This is a genomic window from Mesorhizobium sp. M0590, assembly GCF_040320905.1.
Taxonomy (GTDB): domain Bacteria; phylum Pseudomonadota; class Alphaproteobacteria; order Rhizobiales; family Rhizobiaceae; genus Mesorhizobium.
Window position 1 is genome coordinate 182,218 of sequence record NZ_JAMYQN010000008.1, and the last position, 19,598, is coordinate 201,815.

At 64.6% G+C, this 19,598-nt stretch carries 17 protein-coding genes; 4 read left to right on the forward strand and 13 right to left on the reverse strand.

Annotation, left to right across the window (positions count from 1 at the left end; genetic code table 11):
- Positions 1-34 precede the first annotated feature (34 nt).
- The 3 genes from NKI52_RS15855 (at position 35) to NKI52_RS15865 (ending at position 3,442) form a co-directional block, all read left to right on the forward strand.
- Positions 35-1,585 (forward strand): cation:proton antiporter, encoded by a 1,551-nt coding sequence (locus tag NKI52_RS15855; protein WP_352620344.1) that lies wholly within the window; start codon positions 35-37, stop codon positions 1,583-1,585.
- Positions 1,586-1,674: 89 nt separating this feature from the next.
- Positions 1,675-2,589, forward strand: a complete 915-nt coding sequence (locus NKI52_RS15860) for an endonuclease/exonuclease/phosphatase family protein (protein WP_352698555.1) — start codon at positions 1,675-1,677, stop codon at positions 2,587-2,589.
- Between the two features lie 7 nt (positions 2,590-2,596).
- On the forward strand, positions 2,597-3,442 hold the full coding sequence (locus NKI52_RS15865; RefSeq protein WP_352568163.1) for an EamA family transporter: 846 nt from the start codon (positions 2,597-2,599) through the stop codon (positions 3,440-3,442).
- Here the strand turns inward: NKI52_RS15865 and NKI52_RS15870 are convergent, their stop codons facing one another.
- The 13 genes from NKI52_RS15870 to NKI52_RS15930 form a co-directional block, all read right to left on the reverse strand.
- Complete coding sequence (locus NKI52_RS15870) at positions 3,443-3,754, reverse strand: Dabb family protein (RefSeq protein ID WP_023675362.1); 312 nt, start codon at positions 3,752-3,754, stop codon at positions 3,443-3,445. It lies immediately after the preceding gene.
- A 10-nt stretch (positions 3,755-3,764) separates the two neighbouring features.
- Positions 3,765-5,393, reverse strand: a complete 1,629-nt coding sequence (locus tag NKI52_RS15875) for a GMC family oxidoreductase (RefSeq protein ID WP_352698557.1) — start codon at positions 5,391-5,393, stop codon at positions 3,765-3,767.
- A gap of 13 nt (positions 5,394-5,406) precedes the next feature.
- On the reverse strand, positions 5,407-6,168 hold the full coding sequence (locus NKI52_RS15880; RefSeq protein ID WP_352698559.1) for a 3-ketoacyl-ACP reductase: 762 nt from the start codon (positions 6,166-6,168) through the stop codon (positions 5,407-5,409).
- The gene (locus tag NKI52_RS15885) at positions 6,165-7,679 is read right to left on the reverse strand and encodes a GMC oxidoreductase (protein WP_352698561.1); all 1,515 of its coding nucleotides are present in this window, start codon (positions 7,677-7,679) and stop codon (positions 6,165-6,167) included. Before NKI52_RS15885 ends, NKI52_RS15880 begins: the two co-directional genes overlap by 4 nt.
- A gap of 5 nt (positions 7,680-7,684) precedes the next feature.
- A complete protein-coding gene (locus NKI52_RS15890) occupies positions 7,685-8,800 on the reverse strand; it encodes an ABC transporter ATP-binding protein (RefSeq protein ID WP_023675366.1) in 1,116 nt (371 codons plus the stop codon).
- Positions 8,801-8,804: 4 nt separating this feature from the next.
- A complete protein-coding gene (locus NKI52_RS15895) occupies positions 8,805-9,749 on the reverse strand; it encodes a carbohydrate ABC transporter permease (protein ID WP_023675367.1) in 945 nt (314 codons plus the stop codon).
- Positions 9,746-10,705, reverse strand: coding sequence for a carbohydrate ABC transporter permease (locus NKI52_RS15900; RefSeq protein ID WP_023675368.1), 960 nt, complete (start codon positions 10,703-10,705; stop codon positions 9,746-9,748). Before NKI52_RS15900 ends, NKI52_RS15895 begins: the two co-directional genes overlap by 4 nt.
- 144 nt (positions 10,706-10,849) lie before the next feature.
- The gene (locus tag NKI52_RS15905) at positions 10,850-12,103 is read right to left on the reverse strand and encodes an ABC transporter substrate-binding protein (protein WP_031194023.1); all 1,254 of its coding nucleotides are present in this window, start codon (positions 12,101-12,103) and stop codon (positions 10,850-10,852) included.
- A 59-nt stretch (positions 12,104-12,162) separates the two neighbouring features.
- Positions 12,163-13,674 (reverse strand): aldehyde dehydrogenase family protein, encoded by a 1,512-nt coding sequence (locus NKI52_RS15910; protein ID WP_352698563.1) that lies wholly within the window; start codon positions 13,672-13,674, stop codon positions 12,163-12,165.
- 15 nt (positions 13,675-13,689) lie between these two features.
- A complete protein-coding gene (locus NKI52_RS15915) occupies positions 13,690-14,466 on the reverse strand; it encodes an enoyl-CoA hydratase/isomerase family protein (protein WP_352620358.1) in 777 nt (258 codons plus the stop codon).
- Positions 14,459-16,060, reverse strand: a complete 1,602-nt coding sequence (locus NKI52_RS15920; RefSeq protein ID WP_352620360.1) for an acyl CoA:acetate/3-ketoacid CoA transferase — start codon at positions 16,058-16,060, stop codon at positions 14,459-14,461. Before NKI52_RS15920 ends, NKI52_RS15915 begins: the two co-directional genes overlap by 8 nt.
- Positions 16,057-17,073 (reverse strand): Gfo/Idh/MocA family protein, encoded by a 1,017-nt coding sequence (locus NKI52_RS15925; RefSeq protein ID WP_352698565.1) that lies wholly within the window; start codon positions 17,071-17,073, stop codon positions 16,057-16,059. Before NKI52_RS15925 ends, NKI52_RS15920 begins: the two co-directional genes overlap by 4 nt.
- On the reverse strand, positions 17,070-18,125 hold the full coding sequence (locus NKI52_RS15930; protein ID WP_023675374.1) for a LacI family DNA-binding transcriptional regulator: 1,056 nt from the start codon (positions 18,123-18,125) through the stop codon (positions 17,070-17,072). Before NKI52_RS15930 ends, NKI52_RS15925 begins: the two co-directional genes overlap by 4 nt.
- 242 nt (positions 18,126-18,367) lie before the next feature.
- On the opposite strand from NKI52_RS15930, the gene NKI52_RS15935 reads away from it, so the two are divergent.
- The gene (locus tag NKI52_RS15935) at positions 18,368-19,519 is read left to right on the forward strand and encodes a dihydrodipicolinate synthase family protein (RefSeq protein WP_352698567.1); all 1,152 of its coding nucleotides are present in this window, start codon (positions 18,368-18,370) and stop codon (positions 19,517-19,519) included.
- Positions 19,520-19,598 lie beyond the last annotated feature (79 nt).

The following is a 19,598-nucleotide window of genomic DNA, read 5'->3' on the forward strand; positions in this document are numbered from 1 at the left end:
TGCCAATCGCCCGGCTTCACCGCTACGATAAGGCATGGCGCTTTTTGAACTCACCCTTGTCCTGCTTCTCATCGCGGTCGCCCTGACCGCGCTGTCGCGGCGTCTGCAGATTCCCTATCCGTCATTGCTGGCGCTGGCCGGCGCCGGCATCGCCTTCCTGCCGTTTGCCCCGACCATCGAGATCGACCCGGAGCTGGCGCTCGCTCTGTTCATCGCGCCGGTTCTGCTCGACGCGGCCTATGACACGTCGCTGCGCGATCTCAACCGCTACAAGGTTTCGCTCATCCTGCTGGCGCTTGGCGCCGTCATCTTCACCACCGTGACGGTCGCGCTGGTCGGCTGGACGATGGCAGGCCTGCCCATTGCCGCGGCCATAGCGCTCGGCGCGATCGTAGCGCCGCCCGATGCTGTGGCGGCGGCGGCCGTGCTCGGACAGTTCAAGGTGCCGCACCGCATCACCGCCATCCTGGAAGGCGAGAGCCTTCTCAACGACGCTACGGCGCTGCTGATCTACAGGATGTCGGTTTCCGCAGCCGCCGGCTCCATCCTGTTGAGCAGTGCCGTTCCAATGATCCTGCTGTCGACGGTCGGCAGCCTTGCCGCAGGCTATGTGCTCGGCCGGTTGTCTCTCGCCATACTCGGCCGCATCGACGACCCGGCGAGCGGCACCGTGGTGCAATTCGCCTCAACCTTCGGCGTCTGGATCCTGGCCGACAGGATAGGGCTTTCCGCCATCATCACGATCGTCGTCTATGCCATGACGATCGCACGTACATCGCCGCGCCGCATGCCGGCAAGGAATCGTGTCAGCTCCTACTCGGTCTGGGAGACGGCGGTGTTCGTGCTCAACGTGCTGGCCTTCGTTCTGATGGGCCTGCAAGCGCGGTCCATCGTCGGCCGACTTGCCGAGCAAGGACAAAGCGAGGCGTTCGTCTTTGCCCTGGCTGTGCTGGCCGTCGTCATCGTATCGCGGCTCGTCTGGGTTCTGGGCTGCGGCGCGATCCTCAGAGCGCTGGCACGTCTGGGCGACGAGGACAGGCGGAAGGACGCGCCGACATTTCGCGGCGGCGTGCTTATCGGCTGGTGCGGCATGCGTGGCCTGGTGACGCTTGCGGCAGCCTTTGCCTTGCCGGCCGACTTTCCGGGCCGTGATCCGATCGTGCTCGCCGCTTTCACGGTCGTGCTCGGCACATTGGTGCTGCAAGGCGTCAGCCTGAAACCGTTGCTGCTTCTGCTCAATCTCGACCTCGACCGGACGGTCGACCGGGAGGTGGCGCAGGCGCGCGTCGCCATCATGCAGGCGGCGCTGGACGTGCTCAGCGGCAAGACATCCAGCGCGGCCGGGGCGGTGCGAGAGCAATATGCCGCCCAGCGCGCCATCGCCGAAAACCCGGAGGATGCCCAGGCTGCGACCGAGTATGACAGATTGCGTCTTTACGCCATCAAGAGCCAGCGCGATGCGCTGGAGCGTTTGCGCATCGACGGAACGATCGGCGACGAAGCCTACCACCGCCTTGAGGAAGAAATCGACTGGTCGGAACTGGCAGCATCCCCGCCCGGTCGGTTCCAGCCGCTGACCACTTAGCATCTGGCCCAAGCTCCCTCCGCTCGGCTGCACATTGCAAGGCTGTCAGCGAACGGCTACTGCCAGCAGGAAACTGAGCCGGATAAGCAATGAAGCTGGTCAGCTATAACATCCAGTACGGCTTCGGCAGCGATGGCCGCTACGACCTGGCGCGTTGTGCCAAGGTCGTGGCCGGCGCCGACATCGTCGCCTTGCAGGAGGTGGAACGGCACTGGTTGCGCAGCAACGAGGACGACCAGCCGGAACTTCTTTCGCAATTGCTGCCCGACTATCATTGGGTCTACGGGCCGGCCTTCGACATGGATGCCAGCCACCGGCGTGAAGGCCGCATCGTCAACCGGCGGCGGCAATTCGGCACCATGGTTCTGTCGAAGCTGCCGATCGTCTGGTCGCGGCTGCATACCCTGCCGCTCAGGCGCACGCTGCGGCCGCTCAACACCCGCAATGCCGCACTCGAATGCATGATCCGCACCCCTGCCGGTCCGGTGCGGGTGCTGTCGTTGCATCTGGCGCATATCGCGGCCGAGGAGCGGCTGGAGCAGATCGACTATTTGCTCGCCGAGCATCGCCGCGTGCCGTCCGAGGGCGGCCCATGGAGCGGCGCCGACGACGAGCCGGCGCGCAACTGGAGCAATGGCGAACAGGAGCCAAAAAACCCCGTAGCGGCGATCTGGTTGGGCGACTTCAACATGGAGCCGGATAGCGCCGAGTACCGGCGCATTGTCGGCAGCGCGCCCTATCATCGCGGTGCCGCCTATCTCGACGGTTTTGTCGATGCCGCCGCCGTCGCAATGGAACCGACAGCGGATTTCCACACCCATGTGAAGACTATCGATGGCAGGCTGGCAAAGCGCCGGCTCGACCATTGCTTCGTCGGCGGCATGTTTGCCGGGCGCGTGCGCTCGGTCAGCGCCGATATCGGCCAAATCGCTTCCGACCATTTTCCGCTCTGGGTCGATATCGACCTGGAGACGCCGATCGTCATCGGGACGGGCGGCGGATGAACCGCCGATGAGCCTGTTTGTCTTTTTCGCGGTGCTCGCCGCCGCTTCCATGCATGCGATCTGGAACGCGCTGGTCAAGGTCCATCTCGACCGTTTCCTGTCGATCACACTGATGACGCTCGGCATGGGTGCCGCTGCGCTGGTGACGTTGCCTTTCGTCGAGGTGCCGAAGCCGGAAGTGTGGCCATACATCCTCGCCTCGGTTGTCTTCCACATGGGCTACAGGACGTTCCTGATCGGCGCCTACAAGGCCGGCGATTTCGCCCAGACCTATCCGCTGGCGCGCGGCACCGCGCCATTGCTGGCCGCTTTGGGGGGCGTTGTGGTGGTTGCCGAGATGCCGGCGCCGCTCGCCGTTCTCGGCATCCTCTTGTTGTCGGCGGGCACGCTGGTGCTGTCGTTTCGCGGCGGCGCGCATCTGGAGAAATTGAACCTGCGCGCCGTCGGCTTCGCGCTGGGCACATCGATCTTCATCGCCAGCTACACGCTGTCGGACGGCAGCGGCGCGCGGCTGGCCGCCACCGCGTCGAGTTATGCCGCCTGGCTGTTCGTCTGCGATGCGCTGTGGGCGCTGGTGCTATGCGTCGTCTTTCGCGGCCCACAGGCGCTGCCGGTGCTGGCGCGCGACTGGAAGGCCGGAATCTATACCGGCGTGCTCAGCGGCGGCGCCTACTGGATCGTGATGTGGGCGATGACCAAGGCGCCGATCGCCTCGGTGGCGTCGCTGCGCGAAACATCGATCCTGTTCGCCATGATGATCTCGGTGTTCGCGCTCGGCGAGAAGATGACGGCATGGCGAGGTGCCGCGGTGCTTAGCATCGTTGCCGGCGTCGTTGCGCTGAGAATGGGATAGTCACGCGATCTCCAGATCAAACACCATCAGCCCGTCGGTGCCGCCTTCGAGCGCCGCGACCAGTTTTGCGCCGGCTCGCTGATGCGCTTCATGCTCCAGATAGGCATCGCGTGCCGCAGCGTCGCGAAAGTCGATGGTGAAGCCGTGCGTGAAGCCGCGGGCGAAGGGTTCCGGGCTGGTATTGGCGCTGAATTCGACCCTGCCCATGCCGTCGATCACCGCCCGCAACGCTTCGAGATCGGCATGGATTGCCGCGCGCTCGGCGTCGGCGACATCGTTGCGAAATCTGACGAAGACACAGTGCCTGATCATTCTTTGTCCCTCATGCCGCTCGGTTGGTGGAAAACACCGCCGGCGGCAGCGGCTCGCGGCCAAGGATCAGATCGGCGCCTTTTTCGCCAACCATGATCGTCGGGGCATTGGTGTTGGAGGAGGGGATGCGCGGCATCACCGAGGCGTCGCAGACGCGCAGGCCCTCGATACCGCGCAGCTTGAGATCGGGCGTCACCACGCTCATCGCATCGTGGCCCATGCGGCAGGTGCTGACCGGGTGGTGGTCGGTCTTGGAACTGCGGCAGGCGTAGTCGAACAACTCGTCGCCGCTCTGCAGGTCGGGTCCCGGCAGTACCTCGCGCAGTACATAGGGCTGCAGCGCCTTCTGCCGCATGATCTCGCGCGCCAGCCTCAGCCCCTTGATCGACATGTCGCGGTCATAGGGATCGGACCAATAGTTCGGATCAATCAGCGGGCGGTCGGCCGGGTCGGCACTGTTCAGCCGCACGGTGCCGCGCGAGCGCGGGCGCAGGAAGGCCGAGTTCAATGTCACGCCCGGATTGTTCAGCTTCTCGACGCCGGCCTCGATGCCGGAGCCGAGGCCGAGATGCAGCTGGATGTCGGGAGAGGCGGCGGTCGGATCGGCGTACCAGAAGCCGCCGGTCTCGAACAGGCTGGAGGCTACCGGGCCTTTCTTCAGGAGCAGATACTGCAGCCCGGCCCACGCCGTCCAGTGCAGCTTGGCGTAGTTGTCGTAGGTGTGATCGCCGGTGCATTCGGCGATGACGAACAGGTCGAGATGATCCTGCAGGTTGGAGCCGACGCCGGGCAGATCGTGCACCGGTGTTACGCCGACCGCCTTCAGATGGTCGGCCGGGCCGATGCCCGACTGCAGCAAAAGCTTCGGCGAGCCGATGGCGCCGGACGAGACGATCACCTCGCGCTCGGCGCGCAGGATCGTTGGCTGGCCGCCCGGCCTGTCGACGATCTCGACGCCGACGGCGCGGCCCTTGTCGACGACGATGCGCGTCACCAGAACGCCGGTCCTGACGGTGAGATTCTTTCGCTCGCGGATCGGCCGGAGATAGGCGACAGAGGCGGAGGAGCGCTTCGCGTCCTTCTGCGTCAGCTGATAGTAACCGACGCCCTCCTGGGCTACCCCGTTGAAGTCGGGATTGAAGGGGATGCCCATCTCCTGTCCGGCACGGAAATAGGCCTCGCAGATCGGCAGCGGCGCGATCGGGTTCGACACGCCGAGCGGGCCTTGGTCGCCGTGGAAATCGTTGGCATAACGCTGGTTGTTCTCCGCGCGCTTGAAATAGGGCAGCACGTCGCGATAGCCCCAGCCGGCAAGGCCTTCTTCCTTCTCCCAGGCGTCGTAGTCGCGGGCGTTGCCGCGCGTGTAGATCTGGGCGTTGATCGAAGAGCCGCCACCGATCACCTTGGCCTGCGTGTATCGGAAGACACGGTCCTGCATGTGCTTTTGCGGCACCGTCGACCAGCCCCAGGCGGCGATGCCCTTGGTCATCTTGGCGAAACCGGCCGGCATGTGGATCAGCGGATGCCAGTCCTTGCCGCCGGCTTCGAGCAGCAGCACCTGATGCGACGGATCTTCGCTCAGCCGGTTGGCGAGTACGCAGCCGGCCGGGCCGGCGCCGACGATGATGTAGTCGGTCATGGCGTCACCCTGTTCATAGCCTCGGCACCGACAGCGCGCCGTCGACATTGATGACCGAGCCGGTCGAAAAGCCGAGCGTGCCGCCGGCCAACGCCGCCACGGCGGCGCCGACATCATCCGCTGCGCCCCAGCGCATTGCCGGCACCAGCCCGCCGTCGATCAATCCGTCATATTTGGCGGTGACACCCGCGGTCATGTCGGTGCGGATGATGCCCGGGCGCACCTCGAACACGGCGATGTTTTCGGTGGCAAGCCGCAGCGCCAGGTTCTTCACCCACATCGAAAGCCCAGCCTTGGAGATGCAGTAATCGGAACGTTCCGGCGAGGCCATGGCGGCGCTGACCGAGGTGATGGTGATGATCGATCTCGCACCATCGCTTGGCAGGCCGAGCATCGCTTTGGCGACGGCCTGGCTGAGGAATACGGTGCCGCGCAGATTGATGCCGAGCACCCGGTCGAAATTTTCGGGCTTGAGCTCGAGCAGATCGCCGCGCAGGACGGCGCCGATGCCGGCATTGTTGACCAGGCAGTCGATGCGGCCGAAGGCGCTTGTCGCGGCATCAATCAGCGCTGCGTGGCCGTCGAGGTCGGCGATGTCGCTGCTGGCATAGGCGAACTTCGCGCCGCGCCCTGTGATGTCGGCGGCGAGCCCGTCGGCGGCTTCGTCGGCAAGGTCTGAGAGGAGGATGTCGAAGCCTGCGTCGGCCAGCGCCTCGGCGCAAGCAAGGCCGATCCCGCGCGCGCCGCCGGTGACGATCGCTGCCGGGCGGCTCATGTTGCAAGCTCCGTCTTGCGGATATGATCGGCGACGCGCAGCGCCTGAGCGGCGATCGACAGCGCCGGATTGACGGCGGCCGAATTCGGCAGGAAGCCGGCATCGACGACGAACAAATTGCTGTGGTCGAAGGAGCGGCAGAACGGATCAAGCGGCGAGGTCGCTGGATCGTTGCCCATCTTCACCGTGCCGCACTGATGTGAGGGCGTGCGCTTGTCAAACGGACGCGATAGGACGATCGGATAGCCGCAGGCGCGGAAATTCTCGCGCATCACCTTGGTCAGTCCGTCGAGCGACTGCATGTTGGAGCGCCGCCACTGCATGACGATGTCCTTGCCGTCGACCATGATGCGGCTCTCGGGATCGGGCAGGTCCTCGCACATCAGATACCAGTCGACGGCGCGGCCGGCCATGAAATCGAGCGCGAATTTGGGCGCGCGCCTGACATTGGCCTTGAGGATGTTGCCGTCGATCTTGCCGAGGAGCTGGACATTGCCGAGCGGCTTGCCGCCCTTGCCGTCGGACAGATAATAATCGTTCAGCATCAGCGTCTTCTGGTAGACGGATTTGTTCCGGCGGCGTGGATCGATCGCCAGCATGGCGCTCGAATTGTGGTTCATGAAGTTGCGGCCGACCTGGTCGGAGCGGTTGGCCAGGCCTTTGCCACCGCCTCTGCCCTGAGGGCTGGGCGAGCGCAGCAGGATGGCGGCGGAATTGACCGCGCCGGCCGATAGGATGACCAGCTTCGGCGCGACTTTCTTCAGCGTACCGTTCTGTCGATAATGGACGGCAGCGATTGTCCCCGCATCCGGCGATGCCTCGAGATGTTCGACGTGGGCGCCGGTCTCGAGCTTGATGTTCTGGTCGGCAAGGGCGGCGGTCAGCGGCCCCGTTTGGGCGTCGACCTTGCCGACGCCGGTGTTGGGAAAAGCGTCCCACGGCGTGCTGCCGTCTTTCAGCCAGGCTTCGATGTCGATGCCGAGCGGCAGCGATGCCGGGTGCAGGCCCAGGCTCCTAAGCTCGGCGCGCGCACGCGCGATCGGCGGCTCGTCGGGTACCGGCCCGAAAGGGTAGGGCATCGAGTGGAACGGCTCGGTCGGGTCTTCACCGAGTGCACCGCGCACGCGGAAAAGCTGCTCGGCCCTGGAATACCAGGGCTCGAATTCCTCGTAGGAAAACGGCCAGGCCGGCGAGACGCCGCCATAATGCTCCATCTCCGAAAAGTCTTCCCTGCGGTAGCGGATCAGCACCGCGCCGTAGAATTTCGAATTGCCGCCGACATAGTAGTAATTGCCCGGGTTGAACGGCGCTCCGCCGGCCTCGAGCCACATCTCCTTCGGCCTATAGTGGCCATCGACGAAGATCGCGCGGGTGTCGCGTGTGTGCGGCGTTGCCGGCAGGGCTTCGCCGCGCTCCAGCATCAGAATCGAGGCGCCACTGCCGGCAAGGCCGGAGGCGATCGTGGCGCCGCCTATGCCGGAGCCGATGATGACGATGTCGGGATTTGTCATGGCCGTTAGACGATGCGTTTCTCGGTCGCTGGATCGAAGAACACCGCCTTGGTCAGGTTGAAGGCGAGCGGCGTGACCGTGCCGGGCTGGATTTTGGCATCGGCGCGCAGCCGCGCCACCACCGCCTTGCCGCCGAGATTGGTGACCGCGAACGTATCCGAGCCGGCCGGCTCGATGACCTCGATGTGACAGTCGGCGCGGGCGATGTTCGAGGCGTTGCGTTCGGCACCCTCGGGATCGGTCAGTGCTTCCGGGCGGACGCCGAAGATGATCGGTTTTCCCTGGAATGCCGACAGGCCGGCCGGCGCATTGCCCAGCGGCAGCGAGATCGGCTGGCGCGCCTCGCGCTCCATGACGACGGAGAAGCCGCTGCCGTTGCTGCCGATCGTCGCCGGGATCAGGTTCATCGCCGGCGAGCCCATGAAGTCGGCAACAAACAGGTTGACCGGATTGTTATAGATTTCGGCTGGCGTGCCGAACTGCTGCACCTCGCCGTCGCGCATCACCGCGATCTTGGTGGCCAGCGTCATCGCCTCGATCTGGTCGTGGGTGACGTAGACGATGGTGGTGCCGGTGGTGGCGTGCAGGCGCTTGATCTCGATGCGCATGTCGACACGCAGCTTGGCATCGAGATTGGACAAAGGCTCGTCGAACAGGAACAGCTTTGGATCGCGCACCAGCGCCCGGCCCATGGCGACGCGCTGGCGCTGGCCGCCGGAGAGCTGGCTTGGCTTGCGCTTCAGCAAATGGCCGATCTGCAGGACCTTCGCCACCTTGTCGATCGCCTTCTGGCGCTCGCCGGCCGGCACGCCGCGCATCTCCATGCCGAAGGCGATATTGCCGGCAACCGTCATGTTCGGATAGAGCGCGTAGCTCTGGAAGACCATGGCGATGTCGCGCTTGGAGGGGTGGAGATCGTTGATCGTGCGTCCGTCGACGCGGATTTCCCCTTCGGTGATGGTTTCCAGGCCGGCAATAGTGTTGAGCAGCGTGGACTTGCCGCAACCGGAAGGCCCGACCAGCACGAGGAAGCCGCCCTTTTCCAGGTCGAGGTCGATGCCTTTCAGGATCTCGACCGCTCCGAAACGCTTCTTCAGCCCGTCAATTTCCAGAAAAGCCATGCGATTATCCTTTGACGGCGCCGGCCATCAGGCCGCGCACGAAATAGCGGCCGGCGAGCACGTAGACGAGGAGCGTCGGCAGCGCGGCGATCATCGCCGCCGCCATGTTGACGTTGTATTCGACGACGCCGGTCGAGGTGTTGACGACATTGTTCAGCGCCACCGTCATCGGCATCACGTCGCCTGAGCCGGCATAGGCGGAAGCGAAGAGGAAGTCGTTCCAGATGTTGGTGAACTGGTAGATCACCGTCACCACGATGATCGGGAGCGAGTTGGGCAGCATGATGCGCCGGAAGATCTGGAAGAAGCTGGCGCCGTCGATCTGCGCCGCCTTCACCAGCTCGTTCGGAAACGCTTCGTAATAATTGCGGAAGAACAGGGTGGTGAAGCCGATGCCGTAGACGACGTGAACGAACACCAGGTTCACGGTCGGATTGCCGAAGCCGAAGGTGAGGCCGGTCGCGTTCTGCAGCTTGACGCCGAACCGGCCGAGGCTGCCGAGGATCGTTGCCATCGGCAAGAGGACGGACTGGAACGGAATGAAGCAGGCAAACAGCATCAGCCCGAACACCAGCGTCGCCCCGCGAAAGCGCCATTTCGTCAGCACATAGCCGTTGAGCGCGCCGAGCAGGGTCGAGATGATGACGGCCGGAACCACCATCTTGATCGAGTTCCAGAAATAACCCTTCATGCCGACGCAGGTGAGACCCGAGCAAACCTCGCTCCACGCCCTTATCCAAGGTGCGAAGGTCGGCTCCTGCGGCAGCGCCAGCATGTTGCCGTTCTGGATTTCGTCCATGGTCTTGAACGAGGTCACCAGCATGACGAACAACGGCATCAGGTAGAACAGCGCGAACAGCGCCAGCAGCCCGTAGATGACAATACGGTTGACCGTCCTGGCGCTGATACCGCCAGTGCTCTGGCGAGCAGGAGTGGCCACGGCGCTCATCGCGGCTTCTCCCGAAGCTCGGAATAGAGATAGGGAACGATGATCGCGGTGATGGTCATCAGCATGATCACGGCGCTGGCCGAGCCGACGGCCATCTCGTTGCGCTTGAAGGTGTACTCATACATGAAGTTGGACGGCAGCCAGGCCGAACCGCCCGGCCCGCCGCTGGTCAGCGCGACCACCAGATCGTAGGATTTGATGGCGAGATGCGCGAGGACGATCAAGGCGGACAGGAAGATCGGCCGCAGCAGCGGGATGACGATGCGACGGTAGAGCTGGAAGGTGGTGGCGCCGTCGATCTGCGCCGCCTTCAGGATCTCGCCGTCGATGCCGCGCAGGCCGGCCAGGAACATCGCCATGATGAAGCCCGACGCCTGCCAGACGCCGGCGATGACCACTGTGTAGATGACGAAATCCTTGTTCTTGATCCAGTCGAAATGGAAGCTCGTCCAGCCCCATTGGTGCAGCGTCTGCTCGAGGCCGAGGCCGGGGTCCAGAAACCATTTCCAGGCAACGCCGGTGACGATGAACGACAGTGCCATCGGGTAGAGGTAGATCGGCCGCAGCACACCTTCGCCGCGGATCTTCTGGTCGAGCAGGATCGCCAGGAACAGGCCGAGCGCCAGGCAGATGGAAATATAGAGGAAGCCGAAAATCCCCATATTGGTGATCGACGTGTACCAGGAGGACGGCGGATCGCTTTCGAAAGTCCAGCGCCATAGCCGCTGATAGGCGCGTGGCCCGGTGATCGCATAGGAGGGAAAGGTCTTGGAATTGGTGAAGGACAGATAGATCGTCCACAGGATGAAGCCGTAGACGAAGACGATAGTGGCGGCGAAGCTCGGCGCCAGCACGAGCTTCGGCAGCGCGTCCTGAAGGCGCGAGCGCACCGTGGCGCCCGGACGGGCATCGTGCTCCGGCGTCAGCGTGATACTGGTTTCAGCAACTGTGCTCATCTGTCCATTCCGTATGGCGGGTCCGGAATTCTGCTGTCTCGGGCTCTGCGGCACGAAAGCGTGCCGGTCGGCGCAACCGCAAAACCTCGCCGCAGGGGATCTCCCCGGCTTGCGCCGGGGAGATCATTCACATGGGCGGGTGCCTTACTTGGCGTCTTCGATCGCGCTGACCAGTTGGGTCACGGCCTCGTCCGAGGTCTTGATCTGGCCGTGCACGAATTTCGAGACGACATCCTTATAGGCGTTGGCAACCGCGGGAGGCGCGCCATAGCCCTGCGCCAGCGAACCGAACAGCGTGCCGCCTTCATTGGCGGCCTTCAGGTCGGCCATGCCCTTCTTGCCGCAAGCGTCGAAATCGGTGTCCGGCACGTCGGTGCGGGCCGGAACAGAGCCCTTGACGACGTTGAAGGCCGACTGGAAGCTCTTCGACAGCGTGGCGGTGGCCAGGGCGATCTGGGCGGCCTTGCGGTCCTCCGGAACGTTGAACATGCCGAACATGTCGGAGTTGTAGACGACGCTGCCGTCGGTGCCCGGGAAGCGGTAGCACAGGAAGTCGGTGCCCGGGACCTTCTTGGCGGCGTTGAATTCGCCCTTGGCCCAGTCACCCATCACCTGCACCAGCGCATCGCCCTTGATGACCATGGCGGTGGCGAGGTTCCAGTCCCGGCCCGAGAAGTTCGGGTCGACATAGGTGACGAGCTTGGCGAGATTGTCGAACGACTTCTTCATCGTGTCGGACTTCAGCGACTCCTCGTCGAGGTCGTTGAAGGCCTTCTTGTAGAACTCAGGCCCGCCGGTCGACAGCACGACTGAGTCGAACATTGTCGCTTCCTGCCAGTTCTGGCCGCCCAGCGCGAGCGGGATGACGCCCGCCGCCTTGGCTTTGTCCAGCAACGCAATGAAGTCGTCGAAGGTCTTGGGCTCGGTGCCGCCGATCTTGTCCATCACCGCCTTGTTGATCCATAGCCAGTTGACCGAGTGGACGTTGACCGGAGCCGCGACCCACTTGCCGTCATAGACGGAGAATTTCTGCAGGGCCGCGGGAACGGACTTGTCCCAGCCTTCCTTTATCGCCGTCTCGGTCAGGTCGCCCATAACGCCGGCTGCGGCGTAATCGAGCACGGTATAGCCAAGCATCTGCGAGGCGGTCGGGTAGTTGCCCGCTGCCACCATCGCCTTCAGCGCGGTCATGGCGGCGTCGCCGCCGCCGCCGGCCACCGGCACGTCCTTCCAGGCAAAGCCTTCCTTGGCCAGATCCTGCTTGAGCACGTTCAGAGCGGCAGCTTCGCCGCCCGACGTCCACCAATGCAGCATCTGGACTTCCTTGACGTCCTCGGCATGGGCCGCGAACGCAACGCCCGATGCGAGAGCCGTCCCGATAAGCAGTTTGCGCAACATGTACTTCCTCCCTTGTTGAACTTACACGACCGGCGGATGCCCACCGGGTTCTTCCCAACTCAGCCGACCCACCATCCGGTGCGCTGGCCGCGATGAAACTGGATTGTCTTTTCCTCGGTATAATCCTCGACGGCGCGCTTGCCGAGTTCGCGTCCGAGACCGGACTGCTTGTAGCCGCCGAAAGGCAGCTCGGGGTAACCCTCCATGAACGTGTTCACCCAAACGGTTCCCGAACGCACATTCCGCGCCACCGACATGCAGGTATCGATGCTGGCGCTCCACACGCCCGCCGACAGACCATAGGGCGTGTTGTTGGCGATGTGCAACGCCCTTTCAATCGATTCAAAAGTCAGCACCGAGAGCACCGGACCGAACACTTCCTCGCGTGCAATGGCCATGTCTTCGGTGACGTCGCGAACGATGGTCGGATCAAGATACTGGCCGGCGCTCGAAGCAAGCTGATTGCCGCCGCTACAGATCCGGCCGCCGCCGTTTTCCGCTGCCGTCACGTAGCCGGTGACCTTGGCCACATGGTCGGCGGAGATCATCGCGCCGACCTTGGTGCGGTCGTCGAGCGGGTCGCCGACAACCACCTTGGCGGTGAGGGCTTTGACGGCGCCGAGGAACTCGTCGGCGATCGCCTCATGGACGATCAGCCGGCTGCCGGCATTGCAGCATTCGCCGGCATTGAAGAAGCCGCCGAACACTGCCGCGTCGGCGGCGGCCTCGAGGTCGGCATCGGGAAAGACGATCTGGCCGTTCTTGCCGCCGAGCTCCATCGCGACTTTCTTCAGCGAGTTGGCGGCAGACGCCATGGTCATCTTGCCGACGCGGGTGGAGCCGGTGAACGACACCATCTCGACCAGCGGATGGCTGACCATCGGTGCGCCGACATCGGCGCCCAACCCGGCAAGGATGTTGACGACGCCGTCCGGCAAGCCGGCCTGCATCAGGATCTCGCCGAGCACAAAGGTCGAGGCCGAGGTCATCTCGCTCGGCTTGACCATCGCCGTGCAGCCGGCGGCGAGCGCGAAGGGTAGTTTCTGGCTGACGATAAGGAACGGGAAATTCCACGGCGTGATGATGGAGACGACGCCGATCGGTTCGCGCAACACGACGCCGAGCATGGCATCGCCGAGATTGGCGTAGCTTTCGCCGTGAAGCGTCCGCGCAAGTGCCGCGGCATAGCGCCAGATGTCGACGGCGCCGCCGATCTCGTCGCGCGCCTGCGCAATCGGCTTGCCGGATTCCAGCGCGTCGAGCCGGGCAATCTCGTCCAGCCGCGCCTCGATCAGGTCAGCAGCCTTGAGCAAGATCGTGGCGCGTTCGGCGGCCTTCATGCGCGGCCACGGGCCGGTCTCGAAGGCCTTGTGCGCGGCCTGAACCGCAGCCTCTACGTCCGCCGCGCCGGCGTGTGCATAGCGCGAGACGGTGAAGCCGTGGCCGGGGCTGCTACGCTCCAGTGTGCGGCCGTCCTGGGCGTCGACGAACCTGCCGCCGATCAGCAGCCGGTAGCTTTTCGGCGCTGCGGCTGCCTCGGCGGGCATGGCGATGTTGAGGGGTGCGTTCATGTGATTTCCAGGTCCCTAAGATCTCGAGAACGCCGGCTTCTGCTTGGCCTTGAAAGCCTCGACGCCGGCTCTGAGATCGCTTGTCAGCGCGATGAAGCCGCTGGCCAGCGCTTCGGTCGCGGCAGCACTCTCTTCGCCCTCGGCGATGGCAATCATCAGCTTGGCGGCTTCGGTCGCGAGCGGGCCGCGCTCGGCGATCTTGCCGGCCCAGGCCTTGGCTTCGGCGAACGCCTTGCCGGTCTCGACCACCCGGTCGACAATCCCCAGAGCAAGAACCTCGGTAGCCAGAAACACCTCGCCGCCGAGCGCCATCCGCCGCACTGCCTGCGCGCCGAAGCGGCGCACGGCGCGCTGGGTGCCGGACCAGCCGGGAACGACGCCGATCGAGGTTTCGGGGAACCCCAGCTTCACCTGTGTTTCCGCCACGCGGAAGTCGCAAGCGGCCGCCAGTTCGAGCCCGCCGCCCAGCGCATGGCCGGCAAGCACGGCGATCGTCGGCTGCCGCAGCCGCGCCAGCCGGTCGAAGACGCGATGGCCGTAGCGCACCCATTGCACCTGGAAATCGGCGGCGCTCATTTCCGCCCAAGCCTCGACGTCGCCGCCGGCGCAAAAGCCCTTGCCTTCGCCGCAGACCAGCACGACGCGGACGCCGGTTGCTGTCTCGGCCTCGTCGAGTGCCGCTTCCAGCGCCCGCAGCATCGGAATATCGAGCGCGTTGAATTTCTCCGGCCGGCGCAGCGTGACAATGCCGATGGCGCCGTCGGTTTCAAAGGTTACCAGACGCTCAGCCATGTGCGCCTCCAAGCGACGCGCCGCCATTGAGCGATAGGCCGATCGGCCGGTCCCGGTAGAGCGCATCCGGCGTCACTTTCAGGTCGTTGGCGACGGCGAGCGGGATCTCGGCCTGCGCCAGCACATCGCGCTCGAGGTCGATGCCCGGCGCCAACTCGGTCACCATCAGCCCCGCAGGCGTCAGCTTCATCACGCAGCGCTCGGTGACATAGGTGATATCCTGTCCCTGCGCGACGGCACGCTTGCCCGAGAAGGAGATATGCTCGACCTCGCCGACGACTTTCTTGACCTTGCCCTCCTGGTCGATGCGGATGCCGCCACCGGCAAGCGACAACTTGGCGCCGGCATTGAAGAAACCGGAAAAGACGATCTTCTTCGCCCGCGCGGTGATGTCGACGAAGCCGCCGGCGCCGGCGGTGACATGCGGCCGCGCCGAAAGCTTCGAGACATTGACAGAGCCGTGGCGGTCGATCTGCAGGAAGGACAGCAGCGAGGCGTCGAAGCCGCCGGCCTGGAAATAGATGAACTGGTGCGGCGAAGGCATGAAGGCGTCGGCATTCGACGAGCAGCCGAACTTGAAATCGAGCAGCGGCACGCCGCCGACCGCGCCCTGTTCGATGACCCAGGTGACCTTGCCGTGCTGGCCTTCCTCGAGCAGGATGCGCGGCACATTGGCCGAGATGCCGAAGCCGATATTGACCGCCATGCCGTCGGCAAGCTCCATGGCGACGCGGCGCGCAATGACCTTCTGGACGTTCATCTCGGCGTTGCGAAAGCTCGACAGTGGCCGGAAGATCTCGCCGGAGATGGCCGGATCGTAAGGCGTCAGCGTCGTCTGCAACTGGTCGGGCGCCACCACGATATGGTCGACCAGCACGCCGGGCACGCGCACATTGTGCGGCTTCAGCGTGCCGTTCTCGACGACGCGCTTGACCTGCGCGATGACGATGCCGCCATTGTTGCGGGCGGCCAGCGCCTGTTCGAGGCCGCCGAGATAGGCACCCTCATGCTCATAGGTAAGGTTGCCGCGCTCGTCCGCCGTGGTGGCGCGGATGATCGCGACCTGCGGTACGATCGAGCGGAAATAGAGCCATTCCTCGCCGTCGAACTGCTGCACCGAAACGATCGGCTCGCTGGCGGCAGCATTCATGGCGCAACCCTGATGGCGCGGGTCGGCAAAGGTATCGAGCCCGACCTTGGTCAGCACGCCGGGGCGCTTGGCCGCGGCCTCGCGATGCATGTCGAACAGGATGCCGGACGGCACGTTATAGGCGGCGACCGAATTGTCGCCGATCATCTTCCATATCTGCGGCGGTTCCGACGATGACGGCCCGGACGGATAGGAGCCGCACAAAGTGCGCTTCAACAGGCCGGGCTTGGCTAGATGGTCGATGCCCTTGATGCCGTACATGTCACCGGCGGCGATCGGATGCAGCGTCGTGATGTCCCTGGGATGGCCTTCCGCGTCGAAGCGCTCGCCGACGGCGGCCAGCACCGCATCCGGACAGCCGAGGCCGCTCGACGATGACACGGAAACGACCATGCCATCCCTGATCAGGCCGGCAGCTTCAGCCGCTGAAACGAGCTTGCTCACGCGGCGCTCCCGAGCTTCGGGTCGATGGCAACGGCGTTTCCGGACCTGGCCGATTGCAATGCCGCCTCGGCTGATGTCAGCGACCAGACGCCGTCCTCGCCGGTGGCGGACGGCTGGCCGTCGCCACGGATCGCTGCGTGGAATTCGCGCAGCGAACGGGCATAGAGGTCTTCGCGGTCGAAGCTCAATTCCTCCTCGCCCTGTGCCGTGCGAAGCAAGACCGAGCCGACCGGCTTCTGCGTCATCACATTTTTGGCGATCAGCGAGCCTTCGCTGCCATGCACCTCGAAGCCGGTGCCGGCGAATTTTGTCGTGAAGCCCTCATGCGATTGGGCGATGACGCCCGATGCGAAGCGCCAGAGGCACATGGCGCCGTCTTCCAGTCCGCCGGCGGCCATGCCGGCCGATTGCGTGAATGCCGAGATCTCGACCGGATCGTCGCCGAGCACGAAGCGCAGCGTATCGGCATCGTGGACGGTGATGTCGAGCACCACGCCGCCGCCGGCGTCCGGCCTGGTGATGCGCCAGCCCTGCAGGTTTTCCGGCAGATAGACAGAGTGGAAGACGCGCGCGGCGATCGGCCTGCCGATGCGGCCGGCAGCGATCGCTTCGCGCATCACCCGATGCGAGCCGGCATTGCGCAGATGGTGATTGGTGCCGAGCACAACGCCGGCGGCCCTGGCCGCCGCGACCATCTTGCGCGCGTCGGCGCTGGTCAGCGCCAGCGGCTTTTCGCACAGCACATGCTTTCCCGCCTCGATGGCGGCGAGTGCCTGTTCGAGATGCAATTCGTTAGTGGTCGAGATGTAGACGGCGTCGATATCGGATTTGAGCAGGGCGTCGAGCGTCGAGATCGCCGCCGGAATGCGGTTTTCACTGGCGTAAGTGGCGGCGCGCTCCGGGCTGGAGCTCATCACCGCGGCGATCTCGCCGTCCTTCTGCGCGCGGATGGCGCCGATCATGAACTGTCTTGCGATCGTGCTGGCGCCGATCAGCCCCCAACTGACGGTCATGCCGCGTCTCCCATTCCTGCACAGCCATGCTCCTTGCGATCGGGGCCGCAGCTTTCCCTGACCACGAGGTTGACGGCGCCGATATGATCCTCGGCGCGCGTGGTGCGCGATTGGATCATCTTCAGCACGACATGGGCGGCGCGCTCGCCGAGGCCGGCGGTGTTCACCGCGACGCTGGTCAGCGCCGGCATATAGTGCTCGGCCTCGGCGACATCGTCGAAGCCGACGACGGCAAAGTCCGCGCCGGGTTCCAGGCCGCGCTTGCGCAGCGCCAGCAAGACGCCGAAGGCGACCGCATCGTTGAAGCAAAGGGCCGCGGTCGGCGGCGCGGCCATGGCAAGTGCGGTTTCCAGGCAGGCAATACCGCCCTTGCGGCTGGTTTCGCCCTCGAAGACCAGCCTGTCGGCCGGTTCGATGCCGAGCGCTTCACAGGCCGCGCGAAAGCCGCCCAGGCGCTCGTGATAGACGACAAGGTCGGACGAGCCGCCGAAGAAGGCCAGCCGGCGATGGCCCTTGCCGATCAGATGGGCGGTGGCGAGATAGGCGCCGCGATGATTGTCGGGCGTGATCACCGGGATACGGCTTTCGGGAAGCCGGCGCATGACGAAGACGACCGGAACGCCTGCGGTCTCAAGGCGACGGAACGCGCCAGGCGTGGTGCCGCGCGCCGGCGACACGACGAGCCCGGCGACACCCTGCTCCATCAACGATTTCAGAACCTCTTCCTGACGCACCGGGTTTTCAGCCGTATTGGCGATGAAAGGCACGATGCCGGCCGACTGGAAGACGCGCTCCATGCCGACCGCGAGCTCGGCGAAAAACGGATTGGTGAGATCGTTGATGACCATGCCGATGACGTTGGAATGGGCCTTGCGCAGATTGGCGGCGCCGCGGTTGTAGACATAGCCGACGTCCTCGATCGCCTTGCGCACCTTGAGCGCGGTTTCGGGCCGGATCAGCCCGCTGCCTTGCAGCACCAGCGATACCGTCGATTTGGACACGCCCGCCTCACGGGCGATGTCGAGTATCGTTGCCTTGGCCCGGCTGGCCATCCAGATCTGTCCTCCCGGTGGTTTCTTGTGCGATTTTATTGGAACGATCTAATCCCTGCGGCGCATTTGAGTCAATCGCGTTTTTGCGAAGCCGGGAAAAATGCGGCTCGGCGGCGCAATCCTCCGGCAAGCAGGGCTTTCGGCTGCTGCGATGCAGCAATTTTCGCTGCACGAGGCAGGGGGCAAAATATCTTGATTTGTTGGAACGTTCCATTTAATAGGCGTTGGTAAGGGAGAGAGCCATGGACATCACCTTGCCCGGGGAAGGCGCCGGCCGTGTCCGCTACCGGCTTGTCGGCCAGCCGGTGCAGCCTGTGGCCGGCGCTCGCTTCTCGCGCATCGCCTACGCCGCCGCCCATGTCGTTGCCGATCCCCTCGCCATGGCCGATCCGTGGTCGAGGCCCGCGGTCGACTGGGACAAGACGATGGCGTTTCGCCATCACCTCTGGCGGCTTGGCTTCCGTGTCGCCGAAGCGATGGACACCTCTCAGCGCGGCATGGGTTTCGACTGGGCGAATGCCAAGGAATTGATCCGCCGCTCGATCGCCGAGGCGCGCAGCGTCGAAGGCGCCGATCTTGCGTCGGGCGCCGGCACCGACCATCTGGCGGGGGGCGCCAGCAGGCTAGACGATGTCATCGCGGCCTATGAAGAACAGCTCGGCTTCATCGAAGGGCTTGGCGGCAAGGCGATCATGATGGCCAGCCGGGCGCTGGCGGCGGTCGCCAAAGGCCCCGACGACTATATCGGCGTCTACGACCGCATCCTGTCCCAGGCCTCCGGCAAGGTCATCCTGCACTGGCTGGGCGACATGTTCGACCCGGCGCTGAAAGGCTACTGGGGCAGCAGCGATTTCGAAACTGCGCTGGAGACGGTGGTCGCGATCATCGAACGCCATGCCGGCAAGGTCGAAGGCATAAAGATATCGCTGCTCGATGCCGGCAAGGAGATTGCGCTCAGGGACCGGCTGCCTGAGGGCGTGCTGATGTTCACCGGCGACGATTTCAATTACCCCGAGCTGATCGCCGGCGACGGCGACAGACATTCGCACGCGCTGCTCGGCATTTTCGATGCGATCGCGCCGGTCGCCAATGCAGCGCTGGCAAGGCTGGCCGACGGCGACCGCGCCGGCTATGACGCGCTGATGGCGCCGACAGTGCCGCTGTCGCGCAAAATCTTCGAGGTGCCGACCGAATATTACAAGGCCGGCATCGTCTTCATGGCATGGCTGAACGGCCACCAGGAGCATTTTTCGATGGTCGGCGGCATGCAATCGGCGCGCGGCATCCGTCACTATGCCGATGTCTTTCGCCTTGCCGACCAGGCAGGGTTGCTGGCCGACCCCGAACTCGCGATTGCCAGAATGACAAGCCTCTGCGCGGTAGCAGGCATCTGATCGCAAACGCTGTCCGATCCAAAGTCAGGTTCGGTAGCTTGCGATTTGCCTTGTCTGGGCAAATCTGTATGCGGTATGC

Excerpts from the sequence above, each read along its gene's own strand:
- NKI52_RS15855 (WP_352620344.1), top strand. The coding sequence starts at position 35 with ATGGCGCTTTTTGAACTCACCCTTGTCCTGCTTCTCATCGCGGTCGCC.
- NKI52_RS15860 (WP_352698555.1), top strand. The coding sequence starts at position 1,675 with ATGAAGCTGGTCAGCTATAACATCCAGTACGGCTTCGGCAGCGATGGC.
- NKI52_RS15865 (WP_352568163.1), top strand. The coding sequence starts at position 2,597 with ATGAGCCTGTTTGTCTTTTTCGCGGTGCTCGCCGCCGCTTCCATGCAT.
- NKI52_RS15870 (WP_023675362.1), bottom strand. The coding sequence starts at position 3,754 with ATGATCAGGCACTGTGTCTTCGTCAGATTTCGCAACGATGTCGCCGAC.
- NKI52_RS15875 (WP_352698557.1), bottom strand. The coding sequence starts at position 5,393 with ATGACCGACTACATCATCGTCGGCGCCGGCCCGGCCGGCTGCGTACTC.
- NKI52_RS15880 (WP_352698559.1), bottom strand. The coding sequence starts at position 6,168 with ATGAGCCGCCCGGCAGCGATCGTCACCGGCGGCGCGCGCGGGATCGGC.
- NKI52_RS15885 (WP_352698561.1), bottom strand. The coding sequence starts at position 7,679 with ATGACAAATCCCGACATCGTCATCATCGGCTCCGGCATAGGCGGCGCC.
- NKI52_RS15890 (WP_023675366.1), bottom strand. The coding sequence starts at position 8,800 with ATGGCTTTTCTGGAAATTGACGGGCTGAAGAAGCGTTTCGGAGCGGTC.
- NKI52_RS15895 (WP_023675367.1), bottom strand. The coding sequence starts at position 9,749 with ATGAGCGCCGTGGCCACTCCTGCTCGCCAGAGCACTGGCGGTATCAGC.
- NKI52_RS15900 (WP_023675368.1), bottom strand. The coding sequence starts at position 10,705 with ATGAGCACAGTTGCTGAAACCAGTATCACGCTGACGCCGGAGCACGAT.
- NKI52_RS15905 (WP_031194023.1), bottom strand. The coding sequence starts at position 12,103 with ATGTTGCGCAAACTGCTTATCGGGACGGCTCTCGCATCGGGCGTTGCG.
- NKI52_RS15910 (WP_352698563.1), bottom strand. The coding sequence starts at position 13,674 with ATGAACGCACCCCTCAACATCGCCATGCCCGCCGAGGCAGCCGCAGCG.
- NKI52_RS15915 (WP_352620358.1), bottom strand. The coding sequence starts at position 14,466 with ATGGCTGAGCGTCTGGTAACCTTTGAAACCGACGGCGCCATCGGCATT.
- NKI52_RS15925 (WP_352698565.1), bottom strand. The coding sequence starts at position 17,073 with ATGACCGTCAGTTGGGGGCTGATCGGCGCCAGCACGATCGCAAGACAG.
- NKI52_RS15930 (WP_023675374.1), bottom strand. The coding sequence starts at position 18,125 with ATGGCCAGCCGGGCCAAGGCAACGATACTCGACATCGCCCGTGAGGCG.
- NKI52_RS15935 (WP_352698567.1), top strand. The coding sequence starts at position 18,368 with ATGGACATCACCTTGCCCGGGGAAGGCGCCGGCCGTGTCCGCTACCGG.